The sequence below is a fragment of the Shewanella polaris genome (genome assembly GCF_006385555.1).
In the GTDB taxonomy this organism is placed as follows: domain Bacteria; phylum Pseudomonadota; class Gammaproteobacteria; order Enterobacterales; family Shewanellaceae; genus Shewanella; species Shewanella polaris.
Genome location: NZ_CP041036.1, coordinates 2728916 through 2748448 on the forward strand (window position 1 = coordinate 2728916; position 19533 = coordinate 2748448).

The following is a 19533-nucleotide window of genomic DNA, read 5'->3' on the forward strand; positions in this document are numbered from 1 at the left end:
ACTTGGCCGATGCCACATCCAAATTAATCGGTATGTTTTATGCTATAGGAATTTGCTTTTTAACGGTAGTGGTATTTTGTACAACCTTTCGGCTAATCGTCTGTTCTGATTAAACCTTTTAGGGTGGATTTTGTTGGCTTTCATCTTTTTCCATTGCTCGATTATTGCCTTATTTACTGATTTCTCGATGCCAAATCGTGTGCCATCGTCCCACCTAATCCAAGATTAGCTGAGTCTGCTTTATTTGCTGACACCCTCCACTTAATCTGACTAACCTGACAGCTTCAACTTTGCTTCACGCGCTAACATCGTTAGTAGTGGCACCAGTCCCATAAACATTAGCCGTCCATTGGCGCACTGCGGACAACACCAGTGGCCTAATGTGTCAGTGATTGCTGCTGGGATGTCTTTTGCTTTACTCCCCAGTTGCTCTCTAATTTTGGCGAGCATTTTACGCCGACAGCTGTTGGCTAAAAAACCAAAATGCCTTATCCGCATCACCCCTTTAGGCAGTACATGTAATAAGTAACGCCTAATGAGTTCTTCAGGAGTCAGTTGCATGATTTTACGCTGGTTATCGACATAGTCGGTGTAGCTGATATCAATACGATCTTTGGTGACCGCCTTAAGCCGTGATTCATGTAGCATGCCTTTTCGGGTGTAACGCCCGAGATAAGCCACTACGGTTTCAGCTTTATAAAGACACGCTTTACTGTATACGCACCACGCCTTATTGATGAGGTTATTGGCCTCGGGAATGGTCAGTTCACGCTGGCGCAGAGCAGCCAACATCTTAGCTTTGAACACGGTTGAGACCGCCTTAACAGGAAATAAATAGTCTGATTTAACGCTGCGCCACAGACCTTGCTCAGTGACCACTCCGCCTGGGATTAAACAGTGTAAGTCACAAAACGAAGCCACCCATTTTTTGAACAAATAACATAACTCGTTTTCATGGCTTTAGCGAGGGTTACGATCGATGTGATCAACTCATCAATTTTTATCGATATGGCTAAAATATTATCGTTAAATTAGTGATTTATGGTCATCTAAGAAATTCAGCACAGCAGAAAATCTTGATATCAATCAAATATAAGGAAAATGGTGGTTTTTCAAGAATTAATGCTTAAGCGCACAGCCAGCGTTGACAATTTGCAGCGCCTTGTCGTCGTTTTCGCTCTAAATGGTCACAGTATTCGGTTAAGGCAGGTAATGCCCCAACGGCACCTTTAAATAATGCACCAAATTCAGTGGTGATTTTAATCCAGTTCTCGGCTGGAATATTAAGTCGATTAAGAATGTCCTGACTGCTTGCGCTAATGGCGCCATGCTTATCTTGTCGAATTATCCGGCCAGTATCTTCAACCAGTACAATGTAGTCTTTCACGCTGAACATGAGCCCGTTAGGCATGTTTAAGCGCTCATTACCCACAAACGGTAATAGCTCTGATGGTTGTTCGCTTTTCATCGCTGAATTTATACGGCGTTGAATACTGGTGTAGTCTGAGGTTTCTGGTGTCGTTGCCATTTTGGCACGAATAGGGTTTAAATCGACATAAGCCATACAACTCAGAACAGCGGCTTCGTCAAGTAACGCTTGGGATTTGAATCTTCCTTCCCAAAATCGGCCCGTACATTTATCTTCTTTATTAGCCATTCTGGCAATAGGCTCACATAAGGAACGCATAAACCAACTAATATCAACTAACCTTTGTCGGTATTGGGCCACACAGTCATTAACCGTTTTATGCTCAAACTCGTTTAAGTCTTCGCCTTTAACAAATTTATGAGTCAACAATGTGCCTTTAAAACCTTTATGCCATTGGATCAGAATATCTTTATCTGACCAGCCTTTTGCTTTATCTGCATCAATCTTCAAAACAACATGCAAATGATTGCTCATGACGGCATAAGCACAAATATCAATGGCAAAAATGGTCGCCAACTCAAGAATGCGCGAATCTACCCACTCTCGCCGATGTTCAAAGTTCTCACCTGTCGAGTTATCTATTCCGCAAAGAAAAGCCTTACGCACAACACGGGAGCAGCAGTGATAGTAAGGCGTATAGTCTAAGCTAACGATAGTTTGTCTTGGTCTGGCCATCTTCAATTACCATTTAAAAAGGGTAAATAAAGCTTAGTTTATTGTTTGTTATTTAGCCAACAATCATGGGTGGCCATATTATTTTATGTATAGTCTAAGCTAACGATAGTTTGTCTTGGTCTGGCCATCTTCAATTACCATTTAAAAAGGGTAAATAAAGCTTAGTTTATTGTTTGTTATTTAGCCAACAATCATGGGTGGCCATATTATTTTATGTGATCAACTCATCAATTTTTATCGATATGGCTAAAATATTATCGTTAAATTAGTGATTTATGGTCATCTAAGAAATTCAGCACAGCAGAAAATATTGATATAAATCAAGTATAAGGAAGATGGTGGTTTTTCAAGAATTAATGCTTAGGCGCACAACCAGCGCTGGCAGTTGGCTGCATCTTGTCGTCGCTTTCGCTCTAAATGTTCACAATAGTCTGTTAATGCAGGCAAAGCCCCTACCGCATCTTTGAATAGTCCCCCAAACTCTGTAGTGATTTTTAACCAGTTGTCAGCAGGAATATTCAGTCTATGGAGAACATCTTGGCTACTTAAGTTAATGACACCATATTTATTTTCTCGGATTTCGGAGCCTCATCCAGAGTTGTTTGGGACCGGAGGTCAGACACCTCCGGCTACCCGATTAGTTTTCTAACTTGCTTTACCGGCTTTTGTTGCCTCGGGAACTTCTACAAGTCTTCCAGATTTAGTGTCATAAATATAACCATAAATCGGAATATCACTTGGAACCATTGAACTACTTTTAATTCGTTGAACATCGGCCAAGACGCTTTTAGCTTGATCACTAATGGTAAGCCATTCGATGAACTTCCCATCTGTTGTACCACCACCGGCATTACTATCATGCCAACCAGAGGCATCTACGCTTGCAGTTTTTAAGCTAACTGATAACAGATCACCCATGATTTCATTATTGAATGTTTCCATCCCACAATCCGTATGATGAATAACAAACCATTCTTTCGTTCCAAGTAACTTATATGAAATTACCAAGGAACGTATTGCATCATCACTGGCTCTGCCACCAGCATTACGGATCACATGAGCATCACCTTCTGCAAGGCCCGCATATTTAGCAGGGTCTAAGCGAGCGTCCATACAGGTAAGAATGGCAAACTGTCGTGCAGGAGGCATTGGAAGATTGCCTTTATCACCGAAGTTAGCCACATAATCAGCATTTGCTGACGTTACTTCATCAACTATTTTAGTCATCTTTATTCCTCTTTGAATTGCCGCATATAACTTATTAACGAGGTTCCCAATGCGGCAGATTTGAAAATCTAACGTTTTAGTATTTATGCGCCGCGTTGTTTGCGGCGCATAAATCGCTTGTTGGACTTGGCCAATGCCACATCCATATTAATCGGTATGTTTTGTGCTGTAGGAATTTACTTTTTACAATGGTCGTTTTTTGTACAGCACTTCTGTTAATCGTCTGTTCTGATTACACCTTTAGAGAAAATACATAACCACCCTTTTTGTAGTAACAACATAACCCCTTTCTATTTGAGTTGCGATCACCTTTTATTATTTTCTCAACGAGCAAATTCAACAGGATGATTTAACAAATGAGCACTCAAATTTAGTGGGGGCAAGGTAAACTTTTATAAAAAGTAAATTTAAACACTGGCTTTTTAAAACGTTTATGTCCAAAAAAGAGTTAGTGCCTGTAACCTATAAATGGATAAATTCAACTCTGAATTTGAGGTCGTTGAAGGCTCTTTATACAAGAATGCGTGATGCTCACATGGCCTTTCTCGCACATCCATGTGCTACAAGGCATTCAGGCATCCTGCCTATCAGATGTGAGCTTAGCTTTCGCGGTACAGGTCGTTCTTTGGCGTCCTGCCATCACGATATTCGTGAATCCATTCACATCAGATGTACCATCGGAAGCGTTAGCATTTTCACTCTTTATTAATAAGATGGGCCGAAGCTGCATACTATTGAAGTCAAAAGCTGGATCAATCCCCATGGCGACCTTTTCGCAGCTCTTGTTTTGTAAATAGCGAAAATGTTGCGGGGCGGCTGGGCCATTTTTTTAAAAGAGTTAAGAGGGAACAGCCGTTGGTTTCCTCTTGGTCTGGTGTGGGCGAAGCGCTACGACGTTAGTAGCCACAGACCATATCCCAAACACATTTCTGGGCAGAAAGGACTTAGCATAATAATGCTAAACCTTTACAAATATTTTGTGCCTTTTACAACAATTTTTTATTCAACACCATTAGTCGCAAGTTTCCCGTGCCTCTTTCCATGCATATTTCAGCATGACGAGATAGCAGATAATCCACGCAGACGCCCTGAGCCAGGGAGCGACCTTTGGCTTTATTGAACTTGTGTTGGCTCAATATATGCCTTAGTTCCCCAAAGTGGTACCGTCGAAAGGCTGTGTTTAAAGCTTCCCGATGTTTCTTTGGTAGAGTATGAAACATACATTAATGTTTGATTTTCAGCATCGAATATTCTTCTAATTTTCATTGTCTTAAAAAATATGCTTTTTGATTTTTTAAATACAACTTCACCAGATTTACTCTTATCTATTTTTGCAATCATATCTTTGGTGATTTCACCCGTTTGCCTGCAAGAGATAGAACTATCACTTGGATCTGAAAAACTGAGGTTCTCTTCTATTGAGGCGATGTGACACGTGACGCCTGATACAATTTCATCTTTTAAAATGTTTAGTTTTATGTCTTGTGTAGTAAACATTCCAAGTGAAACATCACCGACTTCGTTGTCAGAGCAGGCAGTAAGCAGTGTCGTTAAACATAGCGCAATTAGTATTTTTTTCATCGGTAACACCTTGTCGTGTTGAACGTTTATTATCGAAAAATAGGATTAGTATATAAAGTTTCGAGCAATGTCATTAAAGCCACATCATTAATGTTATGTCTTTCATTATCTGCTTTATTGGTATTCTTTCAGTGGCATTCATTACGTAGTAAAAAACCTATCGCCACAAATACTTATCTCTTACCATCATGCTCACTCATACCTATATCGTTAATGTGGTTAACCTTGTTGATTAATAGCTATGTTAATGAGTTAAAGGCAGTTTGAGCACAGCGTGTTAGCCCAGCAGTTACCGAGCCAAAATGGTCACCCACCACCACTTTTGCATTAGGATACACGCTAGCAATTCTGTTATATATCGCAGGGCTTCGAGCGGTACCGCCAGTGACGTAAACAATATCAGGAGTACTTGGCATCTCACAATCTTGTTGCTCCGCTTTAGAGACAGCAGTTTGTATCGCTTGCTTCATCAAAGCTTCTACTTTATTAAGCGGTTCATTAATAGCTTGTTCAAATTGTGCCGCAGTTAATGGTACAAGCAAGCCTTTTTCAATGAAATCTAAAGCGCATTGGGTGCTATCGCTATCTGACAAGCTAATTTTGGCCGCTTCAGCTTGGCGTACAACTTGATAACTCATTTGATTCTTTTGTACTTTTTGTAAACGGACTAACAGCTCAGGCTGTTGCGATTCTTTAATTAATAACTCGACCAACTTACGCGACGCTAAACTGACAAACTCACGTTGGGCACTAATATCGTTTACCGCTACTGCATTCCAAAAAGGAGCCCGCGGTGTCGGTTTGCCATTTATCATTAAGGTATCAGCGCCAAAGCTTGGCATTAATCCCGTCATGGCAAGGGCAATATCTAAATCATTACCGCCGATACGTTGCCCTGAATGGCCGAAGCAATCTGAACTGCGATCTTGTTGCTTAATGTGCGATGGTCCCATTTTTACGACAGAACAATCTGTGGTACCGCCGCCAACATCAACAACGAGTACGGTATTGTCGGCATCAAGATTAGCTTCAAAATCCATTCCTGCAGCTAATGGTTCAAGTAAGAAGGTCACTTCAGTAAAACCCGCTCGAGAAGCTGCAAGGCGTAAAATAGCCTCTGCTTGGCGATTACTATCTTCGCCACCTATGCCCTGAAAATTAACGGGTCTACCGATCACAGCATGAGATGCAGCAGTCAGAGACTTAGCATGCAGTGCTTTATCGGCCGAGGTTTTAACGTGTTGCATCATTAATGTGACGATATCTTCAAACAAGCCGATTTGATCAGGTCGTAAGCCGTTGGCACCTAAAAATGATTTTGGTGAACGGACATAAAACCCTTCTTCTGGCATTTCTAGGTAAGCATCAATAGCGTCTTGGCCGACAAACACAGCTTGTTCATTCGGCGACAGATCAAGCTCATGACGCATTTGCTTTGCACGCATTAACTGCGAACTGCGCAAATGAGAATACTCTGCTTTTAAGTGTTCTGGTAACCCTTGGTATACCGCTTCGGCAATTAACTCGCGATCCATTGCATACAAGGTTGAAGGCATAAAATCTGAATGAGTTGATAATGGTAATAACGATACCGCATCATCAATCATTACCCCTATTGCACAGTTGGCACTGCCGTAATCAAATCCAACTAACATTGACTTACCTTCTGTCGTCTAATCGAAAAAAGCGCTCAAAATAACATACTTATGACACTTGCTAAACCATTTATCATTGTTTTATACGGTACCATTTTATGCCAATAAATATTTCTGTCATCAAAGCCACTTAAAATAGAACTGAAGGCTAATTATCTCTCTTAAAATAGCGACTAAATATACGGCTACTCAATACGTTACAACCATTGATTCTATAGGGAAAACTGTGACTACTAATACAAATCATCTATATATCGATAAAGAGTTATCATGGTTATCTTTTAATGAGCGAGTTCTACAAGAAGCTTATGACAAAAATGTGCCACTGATTGAGCGAGTTCGATTTTTAGGTATTTTTTCTAGTAATATGGACGAGTTTTTTAAAGTCCGAGTGGCCTCAGTCCGACGATCTACATTATTGGCAAGCCTTTCTGATGAATCCAATGCAAGCAGAAATTTATTAGATCAAATTCAACAAAAAGTCATCCATTTACAAGAACGATTCGATGCTATCTATATCGATTTAATGAAAGAACTAGCTCGTTGTAACATTTTTTTGGTTAATGAATTACAACTTCATGAATTTCATAGCCAATGGTTACGTAAATATTTTAATGATAATTTAATGCGCCACATTGCTCCATTTGTATTAGTTAAAAACAGTGAACTAATCAAAAACATTAATGATGACGCCACTTATTTATGTGTTTGTTTACACTTCGGTGGTGACAAACAATATGCTTTTGTTGAAATTCCTTCGGTTAATATTCCACGTTTTATCGAGTTACCTTCAGAAAAGAAGACCAAAATCCGTCACCTTATTCTTCTAGACAATATCATTCGCCACTGTATAGATCAGTTATTTAAACCCTTTTTTGAATACGACAACATTGAAGTATTCTCAATGAAAATGACCAGAGATGCTGACTTTGACATTTCAATTGAACTTGAAAAAACTCAATTAGAACAGATGTCTAATGGTCTTAAAAAGCGTTTATATGCTCAACCCGTTAGACTTGTGTTTGATCGTGAAATGCCTCAACACATGCTCAACATGTTAAAAAAACAACTTAACATCAGTTCAACTGAGTGCCTAATACCTGGTGGCCGTTATCACAGTTTTAAAGACTTTATTAATTTCCCTAATCTTGGGCGCAAAAAGCTACTAAATGACAAAATGCCTGCATTAACTAGCGTACAGTTTAAGGCCTGTTCAAATAATTTTGAAGCTATCCGTCAACACGATATTTTACTTAACTATCCGTACCATAAGTTTTCTCATTTTACCGAACTAGTGCGTCAAGCCGCTTATGACCCCGCAGTGACAGCTATTAAAATTAATTTATATCGAGTGGCAAAAAACAGTCATATTATGCAATCGTTAATTGATGCAGTTAAAAATGGCAAGCGTGTCACAGCAGTAATCGAGCTTCTCGCCCGTTTTGATGAACAATCCAATATTGACTGGACTGTACGCTTAACCGAGGGGGGCGTAAAAGTACATCATGGTATCCCCAGTTTAAAAGTGCATTCCAAACTGTGTCTTATTTCGCGTAAAGAAAATAATAAGACGGTGCTTTACGCTCATATTGGCTCAGGCAATTTCAATGAAGGCACGGCTCGATTTTATACCGACTTCTCACTGTTCACTGCAGATCAACAGATTACTCAAGAAGTTAAACAAGTATTTGATTTACTTAAACGGCCATATCACAAAGACAATTTTGAGCACCTCATTGTTTCTCCGTTTAATTCTCGTCAACGCTGGATTGAGTTAATCGACAAAGAAATTCAATTTGCCAAACAAAATAAACCTGCAGCAATTACTCTAAAACTGAACAACTTAGTTGATGAGATTATGGTTAACAAACTGTATGAAGCATCACAAGCTGGAGTCACTATTAAATTGTTGATCCGTGGCATGTGTAGTTTATTACCACAAATGGAAGGTGTAAGTGATAATATTCAAGTATTTAGTATTGTTGATCGTTTTTTAGAGCATTCTCGGGTGATGTTATTTCATGCTGGCGGAACAGAAAAATTGTATATAGGTTCATCTGACTGGATGAGCCGAAATCTAGATGAGCGCATTGAAGTGTGCACGCCGATCTATGATGTTAAATTAAAAAAGATGGTAATGGATATTTTGCAGATTCAATTTAGTGATAATACTAAAGCGCGGATGATTAATCAGTATCAGGATAATCAATACAAGCCCAGAGGCAATAAGCGAAAAGTGCGAAGTCAGATTGCAATACATCAATATTTATCTCAATATGAAACTAAGATAGCGCAAAAAAAGACCGACCATAATGCCAATTCAGAAATCGAATGGCTTGAACAAAAATCACAAAAAAAGGCTTAAAAATAGGTGTCATCCACACAACCATCTCTGCATTTTGTTGCTATCGATATGGGATCTAATAGCTTTCATTTGGTTATTGCCCGTGAGCAGCATGGTATAATCCAAATTCTGCATAAAGAAAAACGTCAAGTCCAATTAGCTAAAGGGCTTCAGGATGATGGCTCGCTTGACGATGCAGCCATCGAGCGTGGTTTAGCTTGCTTAACTGAGTTTAATCAACGTTTTTCTGAGCTTGAACAAACTCGAGTAAGACTCGTTGCGACGCACACTTTGCGTGTCGCAACTAATTACCAACAATTTATTAAAGCTGCGTTAAATATTATTCCTTATCCCATTGAGATAGTTTCTGGTCATGAAGAAGCGCGACTTATTTATAATGGTATTGCACACAGCCAAACCTTAACGGCGCAAAACTTGGTTATTGATATTGGCGGAGGTTCTACTGAGTTGATAGTAGGAAAATTCAATTCTCCTAGTCACTTAGCCAGTTTAAAATGCGGTTGTATCAGCTATAATCAACGTTATTTTGCTTCAGGTGAATTAACCAAAGAACATTTTAAAGCAGCTCAAAGTGCCGCAGACAAACAATTTTCACAACTCAGCAATGCCTACTTTAAACCTCACTGGCAATTGGTATTAGGCAGTTCTGGTACGGTTAAAGCAATATCAGATGCATTGAATAGCTTAGCGGATGAACCGCAGGCATTAAACTTAGACAATTTAAATAAATTAAAACGCTACCTAATTAATGTTTCCCACATTGACCAAATACAGCTCGAATACCTAGACCCTAAACGGATCCCCCTATTAGCATCAGGATTGAGTATTTTGATCAGTTTTTTTAAACGATTATCTATACATCAGATGCAGATTGCCCAAGGGGCATTACGAGAAGGCGTGCTATATGAGTTGTCACACATAGAGCAACGAGAAGGAGTTAAACAACACACCATCAACAGCTTAGCTAAGCTTTATCATATTGACCCTGTACAAGCGAACAATGTGATCAACTCAATCAAACATCTATATCCACAAGTTGCATCAAAATGGAAAATCGACAACTATTTGTGGTTACTTAACGATGCTGCAACCTTACATGAAATTGGTATTCAAATTAATTCTCGGGCTCACCAGAAGCATGGCGGATACATTATTGAAAAAAGCGATCTTCCCGGTTTTAATCAGCAACAACAGCACCTTCTGGCTTTATTAGTAACCAATCAACGAAAACGAATAGATATCGATTCTATCGCGCAACTAGATCAAGATGAACAAACATTATTGATCCGATTATTGGTTATTTTTAGGCTGGCGATGGTGCTCAACATTGGTAGAATGGGGAACAGTATTGAGCTCATTACAGTAATTGTTGATGAACAAACGGTGACTTTATCACTATCAAATAATCAATACTTTCAAAATGACCTACTCTGCCGAGACTTAGAACAAGAACAGAAAAGATTGCTAACATTAGGAATAAATTTACGTTTTTAATAAATTATTCCTAATGAATAGCCTATTTGAATATAATATTATTCAATAAGTAATTAATGCTACCCTTTGCTGTGTACTTTTTCTTGTGCTTTACGCTGAGCTTCTTTTTGTTGGCGGCGAGCATCAATGACTTGTTTTACATCGCTGCCAATATGCGCTTCACCGCGTTGTTTAGCTAATTGTACTTGACGTTCACGCTCAATAAACCGCTGACGTTGTTCTTGCGGCACTTTATCAATGCAATGAGGACAGCTGACACCTTGAACATACGCTTCAGTTTGCTTTTCTGCTTCAGTAATAGGCATACGACAAGCATTACATTGGTCGTATTGGCCTTTTTCTAGGCTGTGATTTACCGCTACACGGTTATCAAACACAAAGCACTCACCTTCCCATAAGCTTTGCTCTTGTTCTACTTCTTCAAGGTATTTTAAAATGCCGCCTTCAAGATGATATACCTCATCGAAGCCCTGCTCTTTTAAATATGCAGTAGATTTTTCACAGCGAATACCACCGGTACAAAACATCGCCACTTTTTTGTGTTTAGCTGGATCTAAGTTTTGTTTTACATATTCAGGAAACTCACGGAAAGTCTCGGTTACTGGATTAACGGCATTTTTAAAAGTACCAATTTGTACTTCGTAATCATTACGAGTATCAACCAACACCACATCTGGATCTGAAATCAGTGCATTCCAGTCTTTTGGTTTTACATAGGTCCCGACGACTTTACGAGGATCGATGCCTTCAACCCCCATAGTGACGATTTCTTTTTTTAGCTTAACTTTGGTGCGGTAAAACGGCATTTCAGCATCAAAAGATAGCTTAGTTACAATATGATCTAAACCAGGTTGAGTGCCCAACCAAGCCAATAAAATGTCAATCGCTGATGACGTTCCGGCAACAGTGCCATTAATGCCTTCTTGAGCAAGTAACAAAGTCCCTTTTATGTCGTTTTGTTCCATGACGCTAAGCAATGGCTGACGGACAGCCTCAAAATGAGGTAACGCAACAAATTTATATAACGCGCACACAGCAACTTGGGATTGAGATGATGCTGATATGGTTTTTGACATAGTATCTAGTTTAGTTTTGTGTTTAGGCTCTTGCATAAAAATGTTGACTCCGCTGGCTGGAACTTAATTTCCAGTGCATATTACAGTGCATATAATAAGGCCTACGCATTGTGCACAGGCTCAAAAAAACGGCGGAAAGTATACCTAAGTCACACTCAAAAAAATACTAAAACTATCTAAACCCTTTTTTTACTTTGCGATTAGGATTTTATTTTGCGGTTTTGAGCCAGAAAGCGTTACTCTATTAGCAAGATTTAATTTTATAGACACCTAATGAATTCTGCTATTTTATACACATTTCGTCGTTGCCCCTATGCCATGCGGGCTCGTCTTGGGCTTCATTTAAGTCAACTGAATCCGTTAGTACGTGAGATTGAACTTAAAAACAAACCTGCAGAGATGTTGGCTATTTCGGCCAAAGGGACAGTACCGGTGTTAGTGACGGCAGATAACCAAGTTATCAGTGAAAGCCTGGATATTATGCGTTTTGCGTTAACCCAATACCCTGCACCGGATACAAAATACCTAACAGCAAACGAATATCTATCACTACAGTATTGGTTAGATAAGCCATTAACAGAATCACTCATTAATGCTAACGATAATGACTTTAAACCTTGGTTAGATAAATATAAGTATGCAGATAGATTTCCTGAAAACAGTCAGCTTTGGTATCGACAACAAGCTGAACAATTTATTCAGTTGCTGGAAGATCAATTACAACAACAAAACTATTTGTGCAGCAACACCCCTACACTAGCTGATTTGGCTATTTTTCCGTTTATACGCCAATTTGCTAATGTTGAACCTGTATGGTTCAACGCTATTCCCTACCCAAAAGTAAGCGCTTGGTTGACCACGTTAGTGAACAGTCCACTATTTAATGTGACCATGTACAAATATCCATTGTGGTTACCCCAACAAAATATGATTCAATTCAAATATTCGATAAGCGATGATGGACAAGTAGTACCTTTGTGCAAGAATTAAAAAATTATGAATCTTTAATGATTTACAGACTATTAATCCGTTAATTTTTAAAGTAAATTAATCTTACTCGCAGTAAATAGCCGTTTAAGAACATGGATTCTATTTTTACTGCAGATTTCTAATTTAGGGTTATACTTAAATAAGTCATTGCTGGAACGCAAAGGAACATGACATGGATAATATGGATATTACGTTAGTATTAATGCTTATCGCATTACTGGTTTTACATATTCACTTTTGCTATCGAGCTTTTACCTCGAAAGCACATATCAAAAATGCTCAACGTATAGTGTGGTCGATGATCAGTTTGTTAATGGGACCATTAGGCTATTATGTCTATCAAAACATGATCCCACTTGAGTTTTACGAATAGCCAGTAAGACTAAACGACAATATAACGAGCCTGTTTTTTCAATAAAGGCTCGTACTCTCTGTTGACCTAACTTATAAATAACGGGCGAATTGTTGACCATTTTTTAATGGTTTTACAGGCGCGGTTACCGCAGGCGTACCTACGTATAAAAAGCCCACTATTTGATCTTGTTTCGATAAGCCTAATTGTTGATGTACATTAGCATCAAAAGCAAAATCACCAGTACGCCATACTGCACCTAGTCCAATCGCAAATGCAGCTTGCTGCATTGCCATCGTCGCACAACCCGCTGCAATATGCTGTTCTAAAGCAGGTACTTTATCATGCGTTTGTGTTTTAGCGACTACCGTAATCACCATAGGTGCACGATAAGGCATGTTGGCGACTTTAGTGAGAAAAGTTTCGTCTGCACCACTTTTTTTAGCCGCATCAACAAAAATATTTGCCAACTTAGCTAAGCCATCATCTACCGCAATAATAAACTCCCAAGGCGTTAGTGCACCGTGGTCTGGTACTCTTGCTGCTGCATCAAGTAAAAATGTGAGTTGTTCGGCATTGGGTGCTGGAGCAATTAAACGAGGCGTCGATTGGCGAGTCAATAACAGTTGTTTGGCGTCCAAGATACAATCCTTTTGAATAAATGATGACGCCGATATTAACAAAAATCCCACGCATAAGGTGGGATTTTTTGGGATTGATCTATGTAACCTAAACTCGTGATAGCAAACGCTTCTCAAACAGCTCTTAGCCTTGTTAACTGCGTTGGATCAACTTGCCAATAAACAAGGTTACTTCAAAAACCGACGTCCTATAAAATAGTCAACACTGGTGTAACGGCCACCACCAATCACAAATAAAGCCAGTAACATGAATAAATACGTTATCGCGAATTCAATACCGTTATTTAAAATAACAAAATTACCCGAACTGGTTAGCCATTCATAATTACCATGCTCTTGTAAAATAGATTTTGCCTCTGCTAGCTTTTCCGCTGCAGCCAACACTTTCTCATTCGCTAGCCATGAACTTGGATCGGCAATGGCCAACCAGCCATTAGGCAAATGCACCGCAAAAGCAGCAACTAACATGGTGACCATCATTGGCAATGCAACGAGTCGAGTGGCTAAACCAATCAAGATTAAAAAACCACCAAATAATTCAGTGCCTGCTGCTAATGCTGCCATGACTTCAGGCATTGGTAAACCTAAGCCCCAATCAGGATTACCAAACCATGCAGCAGTGTCTTCAAAATGTGACAATTTATTGTACCCTGCCTGCATTAACACAGGTGCAAGATAAAGCCTTAGCATTAAAGCGGCTAAGCCTTCTGTATGTTTAATTACATTTAAAAACTGTTGATATAATCCACTTAGTGTTTGCATAAATAATCCTGACTGAAATCGTTGTTGTAGTAAGAGACCCGCTGAAGATTAAAAACATTTCATCTTAAGCATTAATTGATAAAAATTGACATTATTTGTCTAAGTGTAGTTCAGTTAAATCTTCTACTAATTCAGTTAATTTTTTGTCGAAGTGCTTTCGTTGTTTTTGACTAAATGTTTTATTAAGCGCAATCAACATTGAACCAAATTTTCTGGTGTTTTCATCAACATTATCGCGATAAACTTTAGATTTCAGTTCGTCAGGCGAGATCATTAACAACTTCATTTGTTGGGTAAAATAATCAGTTTGCTGACGGCGTTTAAGTGCTTGTTCAAATTGACTTAGCCATTCATGGCGATACTCAAGCCACATGTCTAACGTGGCTAAACGTTCCGTATTAGCTTGATGAATAATATTTTTTTGTTCATCAGTAGCGTTGCCGGTCCATTCAGTTAATTGTTTTACGATTCTTTTGTCTGAGTCTTTTATTAATTCGGCTTGATCTTTACCGGCATATTCTTCGATTAATTCTTGTTGTTCTTTTTTAAGTTGGGTTAACACTTGATTCACTTGCTCATTAGTGAAACTTGCCATAATAGGTAATAGTTCTGGCATGACAAAATCAAAAATACGATGCCAATGTGCCTTTGCCAATGACACTTGGTTAAGCCATAGCTCTGGGGTCATTGTTTGTTGATTCGTCAGTGTCGATAATAAAGACAATTGATCACGATAACGCGGCAATTCTTGTTGGCGATGCCAAATTAAAAATGATTCGATAATGACATCAAATTTGTCTTGCTGATCTGAGGTTAACTCTACGTATTCTTCAACTTCCCACTCTATCGCCCAATCCAAAAAGAAATAACTTATTTTGGTTGAGCAGCCAACAAAAAATAGGCAACTTAATAGTAGGATAATCACTTTTTTAGACACAGATAATTCCTTTATCAAAACGTGCTTCACTTATACTTTGTAAGAACCTTTTACGTTATCGGAGCATATTAGCAAGTGATTAATGTAAAGTAATGTGTAAAATATTGTAAGTATTTTGTTGCTTTTTGTGGATCTTTGGCTGCCATCAGTAATGCCCACATTGCTGAAAATAACCAAAAACAATTCATTGCAGCGGGTAATGCAGCTTTCGCCGCCGCCACATCTGTGAGGCTAGCGACCTGACAATATTGTCTGATCACGTTATCGATTAATTGGTTCACTTGTGTTTTTGATAGCTGATGACTGGCCACAACGCTTGCTAAATCGAACAATGGATGACTCGCCACAGCATATTCATAGTCAATACAAAACAGCTGATTAGATTTACCGCCACTAAACAGTAAATTGTGCGGGGTTAAATCTCGATGACAAAAAGTCGGCAGCAACATACAGGCTTCTAATTGTGATAACCAATGTCGAACAAGCCCATTTAAACGTAACAATTGATGCCAAGCATCATGCCATTGTGGAGCGATTTGCGATGAACTTAATAGGTCTAACTGCTGCGCATATTGTTGCCACTGCTCAGTCACAGTAATACTTTTATTGGGTGCTGGTAGGGTAATAAGTGTGCTAAATAGTGTTGTTAATAAAGGAACAGCATCAACGGTTAAAATTGGCTTGTTTTGTCCATTCTGCAGAGATGAGTAACTGTTGATCGCTGAAAAAATTGACCAGTCGATATTGGGTTGATGAATAAACTCACTTAAATATAGTTGGTTGTCATCACTGACCCAAACTAGGGTTGGGGCAATGTGAGCCGCAATAGCCGTATGCCAACATTCTATTTCGAGTGTCCTATCACACCAATTACTATGGCGTTGGTTAACCCTTAAAACCTTATCGCCATCATCACAAGATAACTTAATATTAAGATTACTGATCCCTGCGTTGAGCAATGATATGGCGGTACATTGTGTTTCAAGTCTATTAAACAACGCCATTGGCATTGTTTTCGTCATAATGTCGAGCACATCAATGGGTAGAGATAACAAGGGTTGGGACATCAAATATTTTCTCTAATGAAATGGTATTGTGGTTGGCTATGCTCCAACCACCTCTTGACTCGTATTGTCTTGCGTTATTATATGATGACGATATTTCTTACGCCACATCATGTATCCACCAACCGCCATCGCGACATATAAAACAAACAAACCCGATGTCAGCATTAAGCCTTTTTGAAAGTAAAGGTAAATAGACACAAAATCAATGACGACCCAATAGAGCCAATTCTCCAGCACTTTTTTAGCCACTAGATAGGTTGTTACTATAGCAAAACAAGTGGTTGCCGCGTCGACATAGGGAAATGCTGCCGACGTGTAATGAGCCATACCATATCCCACCAGCAAAGATACTAATGATGTAGCGCCGATGAGCCTAGCATGTGTACTCCAAGACCAACTGGTAATATTAAGATGATTCGTTTCGATGTTGTGCTGAGTACCATTTTGCAAATCTGTATTGTGCAAATTACTTTGCTGAGACGGTGGCACGTGCAACCACAGCCAATAACCATATACCGCCATCCCCATATAATAAATATTAAGGACTGACTCCATCAATAACGATACATTCCAAAATAGTACAGTATAAATGGCGGTACTAATAAATGCTGCAGACCAGCACCAGATGTTAGTCCGCATGGCAAGAATTAAGTAAGCAAGCGCTAGCATAACGGCAACAGCCTCCCAAAACGTCATTAATGACGCTTCATTAAAGGCTTGTTGTAGCGTTATAAATAGATCATTCATTGCAGTTATTCGCTATGAGCAAGATCGAGCTCACCACCAATAAATTTACACACAAAAACAGCTTTACCCCATTTTTTATGTGCAGCTTGCATTTCAATGGCTAACATCGACATTACATCGGCATACTCACCGCACACTTGAGTTGCCATCGCGTTAGTGACTCGTTGAATATTGTCATAACTATCCACTCTGCCGATAAACCATTGGATCGGATCAAGATAGTTTTCATTAAACGGATACATGCTGATTTCTGCAGTTAACTTCATCTTTTATTCCTTATTAAAAGCCGCTACAACACAGGTTGCAACGGCCTCAAGCCATTACATAAATTGAACTTCTAATGTTACGCCCATTTGGCGTGGGTCGCCGTAACGAATATATTGCTTGTCAGCCCAGTCTTGATCTGGCTCATTGCCAAAATAAAAACCACGCACGCCATATTGTTCATCAAACAAATTGCGGCCCCATAAATATGCCGACCATGTTGGCGTTTCATAGCCTAAGCGAGCGTTATAAATGGTATAGGCTTCTGACTGAGATTCATTGCTGTCTGAATAATAAAACTGGCTTTTACCACTGGCATTCACGTTTGCAAACCAGCCTGAGTCTGCAACATAGGTCATACCTGCACTGTAAGTAAATTTAGGCGAATGCGCTAAGTCGCGGCCAGATAAATCGACGGTAGAACCGTATTTGTCACTGTATTGATATTGGCCATATTCGGTTTCTAACCAACCGAAACTGCCATAAAATTCAATGTTTTCTGTCAAATACCATTTTGCATCGAGTTCCGCGCCATAGTTATTTGAACTGCCTGCATTTTCGGTAAATAGAATAAACCGCTGTGGGCTATCTGGATCTTGTAAAGATGCGGCGACTTGTTGATCTTGGCGATCCATATAAAATAGCGCCAATGTAGAATCCACTTCTCCGTCAAACCAGCTCGATTTCAAACCGACTTCATAGTTATATAAAATCTCAGTGTCGAATTCTTTCTTGTCTGACAATTCAGCAGGTAATGTCATATTAAAACCACCCGCTTTATAACCGCGAGCAACACGAGCATATGCATTGTGATTATCATTAATGACTTTTGACAATGCTATATGGCCTCCCCACATATCTTCTGATGGGGTAAAATTATCTTCGTTAGTGTCACTATAATCAGTATCGCGACGCTCGAAACGCAACCCTGTCGACAATAAGTAATCATCGCCTAAATGGCTGTCTAGTTGAGCAAATACAGCATAGTTTGTCGCATCATAGCTCGACTGTAACACTTCATCAGGGTAAGAATTGTACTCGGAGTACAAGTCGTTATCTTCTTTTAAATTCATTGCGTACACACCCACTAACCAGTCAGTGCTGCCCGCCCAGATACGTCCAGCCGTTTTTGACGACAAGCGAAACTCTTGAGTAAAAGTTTTACGGTCACCCTTTTTATCCCAAGTATAATCATAAACGCATGGCTCACTGCCAACAGGATTGTAGTCATCGTCATACAAAGTACATTCCTTGCTTGCCCAATACTCTGGATTTGCCCAATCGCCATCATAACCATTGTGATGATCTGTTTGTGCAAATGAAGTTAACGAAGTGAAATCAAATCCTTGCACTCCAGTATAAATGAACTTAATTCCTGTCCCTGTGGTTTTTTGGGTATCAACCCCAGGTTGGTCGGTTAAGGTGTTAGTGCGATTGTTGTCCAATGTCCATACATCGTAACCATTATCAAAATTGGCGTGCAATAAAGTTAAGTCGATTTGTAAGTCATCAGTCGCGTACCAACGAAACTTAGCCCTCGCCGTTAACTCATCACGTTCATTGGTATCATCGCGGTTAAGATAGAGGTTGTCACGATAGCCATTTTGGTTATGTTGTTCTAGTGATACTCGGTAGAGCAATTTACCCGAATCACTGAGTGGACCAGAACTAAAGCCAGAAAGCGTGCGAAGGTTGTCGTCACCTAAACTGATTTTTGCCCCATGTTCAAATGATTCTGTAGGGTCATTACTTTTTAAGTAAATTAATCCGGCTAACGCATTAGCACCATATTGGGTACCTTGTGGACCGCGCAAGACTTCAACTTGCTGCATGTCATACATGCTCGATACCATACCAAGGCCAGATAGATCGATATCGTCGACCACAAAGCCTACGGATGAGTTGGGTGCACCTTGATATTGTTCTTGTTCACCAACACCACGAATTTGGAAATATTTAGGACGAGAACTGCCACCAGACCAGTTAAAGTTGGCAATAGAATTGAGCACATCTTCAAAATGTTGCGCCCCTTCGTCTTCTAGTTGCTGTGCATCAATAACCGTCACACTTGACGGCATTTTATCAAGGCTGATATTACTAAAGTCAGCATTAACAACAATCACTTCCATTTTTTCAGATTCAGGTGTAACGCGCTCAACATCAGCGGTTTTAGCGATAGCAACAGGCGAGCTCAATGCTGTAATAACAGCTAAAGCAATTGGCGTGTGGGATAACCCAGTAGAATTTTTCGTGAACATAGGACCTCAAATA

16 protein-coding genes and 2 pseudogenes are annotated in these 19533 nt (G+C 39.5%); 4 read left to right on the plus strand and 14 right to left on the minus strand.

Translation table 11 applies throughout. From position 1 onward, the window contains the following. Positions 1–270 precede the first annotated feature (270 nt). From FH971_RS11885 to yegD, 6 genes and pseudogenes are all read right to left on the minus strand, one after another. A pseudogene (locus tag FH971_RS11885) lies at positions 271–903 on the minus strand (IS91 family transposase); the annotation flags it as partial. Positions 904–1126: 223 nt separating this feature from the next. Then, on the minus strand, positions 1127–2104 hold the full coding sequence (locus tag FH971_RS11890) for a transposase (protein ID WP_140234438.1): 978 nt from the start codon (positions 2102–2104) through the stop codon (positions 1127–1129). A gap of 360 nt (positions 2105–2464) precedes the next feature. Then, a pseudogene (locus FH971_RS20565) lies at positions 2465–2692 on the minus strand (transposase); the annotation flags it as partial. Between the two features lie 57 nt (positions 2693–2749). Continuing rightward, a complete protein-coding gene (locus FH971_RS11900; RefSeq protein WP_140234439.1) occupies positions 2750–3331 on the minus strand; it encodes a beta-class carbonic anhydrase in 582 nt (193 codons plus the stop codon). Between the two features lie 1113 nt (positions 3332–4444). Further along, positions 4445–4912 carry a CreA family protein gene (locus tag FH971_RS11905; protein WP_140234440.1) on the minus strand — a complete coding sequence of 156 codons (468 nt, stop codon included), beginning with the start codon at positions 4910–4912 and terminating at the stop codon, positions 4445–4447. Positions 4913–5151: 239 nt separating this feature from the next. Next, positions 5152–6567: a molecular chaperone gene (gene yegD / locus FH971_RS11910; protein WP_140234441.1), complete on the minus strand. Its 1416-nt coding sequence runs from the start codon at positions 6565–6567 to the stop codon at positions 5152–5154. Between the two features lie 226 nt (positions 6568–6793). On the opposite strand from yegD, the gene ppk1 reads away from it, so the two are divergent. Then, complete coding sequence (ppk1, locus tag FH971_RS11915; protein ID WP_140234442.1) at positions 6794–8932, plus strand: polyphosphate kinase 1; 2139 nt, start codon at positions 6794–6796, stop codon at positions 8930–8932. A 6-nt stretch (positions 8933–8938) separates the two neighbouring features. Beyond that, positions 8939–10426, plus strand: a complete 1488-nt coding sequence (locus FH971_RS11920; protein WP_240778293.1) for a Ppx/GppA phosphatase family protein — start codon at positions 8939–8941, stop codon at positions 10424–10426. Between the two features lie 59 nt (positions 10427–10485). Here FH971_RS11920 and trhO read toward each other — a convergent pair whose 3' ends face one another. After that, positions 10486–11502 carry an oxygen-dependent tRNA uridine(34) hydroxylase TrhO gene (trhO, locus tag FH971_RS11925; protein ID WP_140235585.1) on the minus strand — a complete coding sequence of 339 codons (1017 nt, stop codon included), beginning with the start codon at positions 11500–11502 and terminating at the stop codon, positions 10486–10488. Between the two features lie 273 nt (positions 11503–11775). Between trhO and FH971_RS11930 the strand changes: the two genes are divergently transcribed. Both FH971_RS11930 and FH971_RS11935 read left to right on the plus strand, forming a co-directional pair. Further along, on the plus strand, positions 11776–12492 hold the full coding sequence (locus tag FH971_RS11930) for a glutathione S-transferase (protein ID WP_137226809.1): 717 nt from the start codon (positions 11776–11778) through the stop codon (positions 12490–12492). Between the two features lie 172 nt (positions 12493–12664). After that, positions 12665–12865, plus strand: a complete 201-nt coding sequence (locus FH971_RS11935) for a hypothetical protein (protein ID WP_137226808.1) — start codon at positions 12665–12667, stop codon at positions 12863–12865. A gap of 71 nt (positions 12866–12936) precedes the next feature. On the opposite strand, the gene FH971_RS11940 is transcribed toward FH971_RS11935, so the two are convergent. The 7 genes from FH971_RS11940 to FH971_RS11970 all read right to left on the minus strand — a co-directional run bounded on the left by FH971_RS11940 (position 12937) and on the right by FH971_RS11970 (position 19520). Further along, entirely contained in the window at positions 12937–13485 is a 549-nt protein-coding gene (locus tag FH971_RS11940) for an NAD(P)H nitroreductase (protein WP_140234443.1), read from the minus strand. A 168-nt stretch (positions 13486–13653) separates the two neighbouring features. Continuing rightward, positions 13654–14247, minus strand: coding sequence for an HvfX family Cu-binding RiPP maturation protein (locus tag FH971_RS11945; protein ID WP_137226806.1), 594 nt, complete (start codon positions 14245–14247; stop codon positions 13654–13656). A 91-nt stretch (positions 14248–14338) separates the two neighbouring features. Next, positions 14339–15184 (minus strand): DUF6279 family lipoprotein, encoded by an 846-nt coding sequence (locus FH971_RS11950; RefSeq protein WP_140234444.1) that lies wholly within the window; start codon positions 15182–15184, stop codon positions 14339–14341. A 68-nt stretch (positions 15185–15252) separates the two neighbouring features. Beyond that, the gene (locus FH971_RS11955; protein ID WP_140234445.1) at positions 15253–16251 is read right to left on the minus strand and encodes a phosphotransferase; all 999 of its coding nucleotides are present in this window, start codon (positions 16249–16251) and stop codon (positions 15253–15255) included. 36 nt (positions 16252–16287) lie between these two features. After that, the gene (gene pnuC, locus FH971_RS11960; protein ID WP_137226803.1) at positions 16288–16998 is read right to left on the minus strand and encodes a nicotinamide riboside transporter PnuC; all 711 of its coding nucleotides are present in this window, start codon (positions 16996–16998) and stop codon (positions 16288–16290) included. A gap of 5 nt (positions 16999–17003) precedes the next feature. Continuing rightward, positions 17004–17264, minus strand: a complete 261-nt coding sequence (locus tag FH971_RS11965) for a hypothetical protein (RefSeq protein WP_137226802.1) — start codon at positions 17262–17264, stop codon at positions 17004–17006. A gap of 54 nt (positions 17265–17318) precedes the next feature. Next, positions 17319–19520: a TonB-dependent receptor gene (locus FH971_RS11970; RefSeq protein WP_140234446.1), complete on the minus strand. Its 2202-nt coding sequence runs from the start codon at positions 19518–19520 to the stop codon at positions 17319–17321. Positions 19521–19533: the final 13 nt, after the last annotated feature.

Excerpts from the sequence above, each read along its gene's own strand:
- FH971_RS11890 (WP_140234438.1), bottom strand. The coding sequence starts at position 2,104 with ATGGCCAGACCAAGACAAACTATCGTTAGCTTAGACTATACGCCTTAC.
- FH971_RS11900 (WP_140234439.1), bottom strand. The coding sequence starts at position 3,331 with ATGACTAAAATAGTTGATGAAGTAACGTCAGCAAATGCTGATTATGTG.
- FH971_RS11905 (WP_140234440.1), bottom strand. The coding sequence starts at position 4,912 with ATGAAAAAAATACTAATTGCGCTATGTTTAACGACACTGCTTACTGCC.
- yegD (WP_140234441.1), bottom strand. The coding sequence starts at position 6,567 with ATGTTAGTTGGATTTGATTACGGCAGTGCCAACTGTGCAATAGGGGTA.
- trhO (WP_140235585.1), bottom strand. The coding sequence starts at position 11,502 with ATGTCAAAAACCATATCAGCATCATCTCAATCCCAAGTTGCTGTGTGC.
- FH971_RS11930 (WP_137226809.1), top strand. The coding sequence starts at position 11,776 with ATGAATTCTGCTATTTTATACACATTTCGTCGTTGCCCCTATGCCATG.
- FH971_RS11935 (WP_137226808.1), top strand. The coding sequence starts at position 12,665 with ATGGATAATATGGATATTACGTTAGTATTAATGCTTATCGCATTACTG.
- FH971_RS11945 (WP_137226806.1), bottom strand. The coding sequence starts at position 14,247 with ATGCAAACACTAAGTGGATTATATCAACAGTTTTTAAATGTAATTAAA.
- FH971_RS11955 (WP_140234445.1), bottom strand. The coding sequence starts at position 16,251 with ATGTCCCAACCCTTGTTATCTCTACCCATTGATGTGCTCGACATTATG.
- pnuC (WP_137226803.1), bottom strand. The coding sequence starts at position 16,998 with ATGAATGATCTATTTATAACGCTACAACAAGCCTTTAATGAAGCGTCA.
- FH971_RS11965 (WP_137226802.1), bottom strand. The coding sequence starts at position 17,264 with ATGAAGTTAACTGCAGAAATCAGCATGTATCCGTTTAATGAAAACTAT.
- FH971_RS11970 (WP_140234446.1), bottom strand. The coding sequence starts at position 19,520 with ATGTTCACGAAAAATTCTACTGGGTTATCCCACACGCCAATTGCTTTA.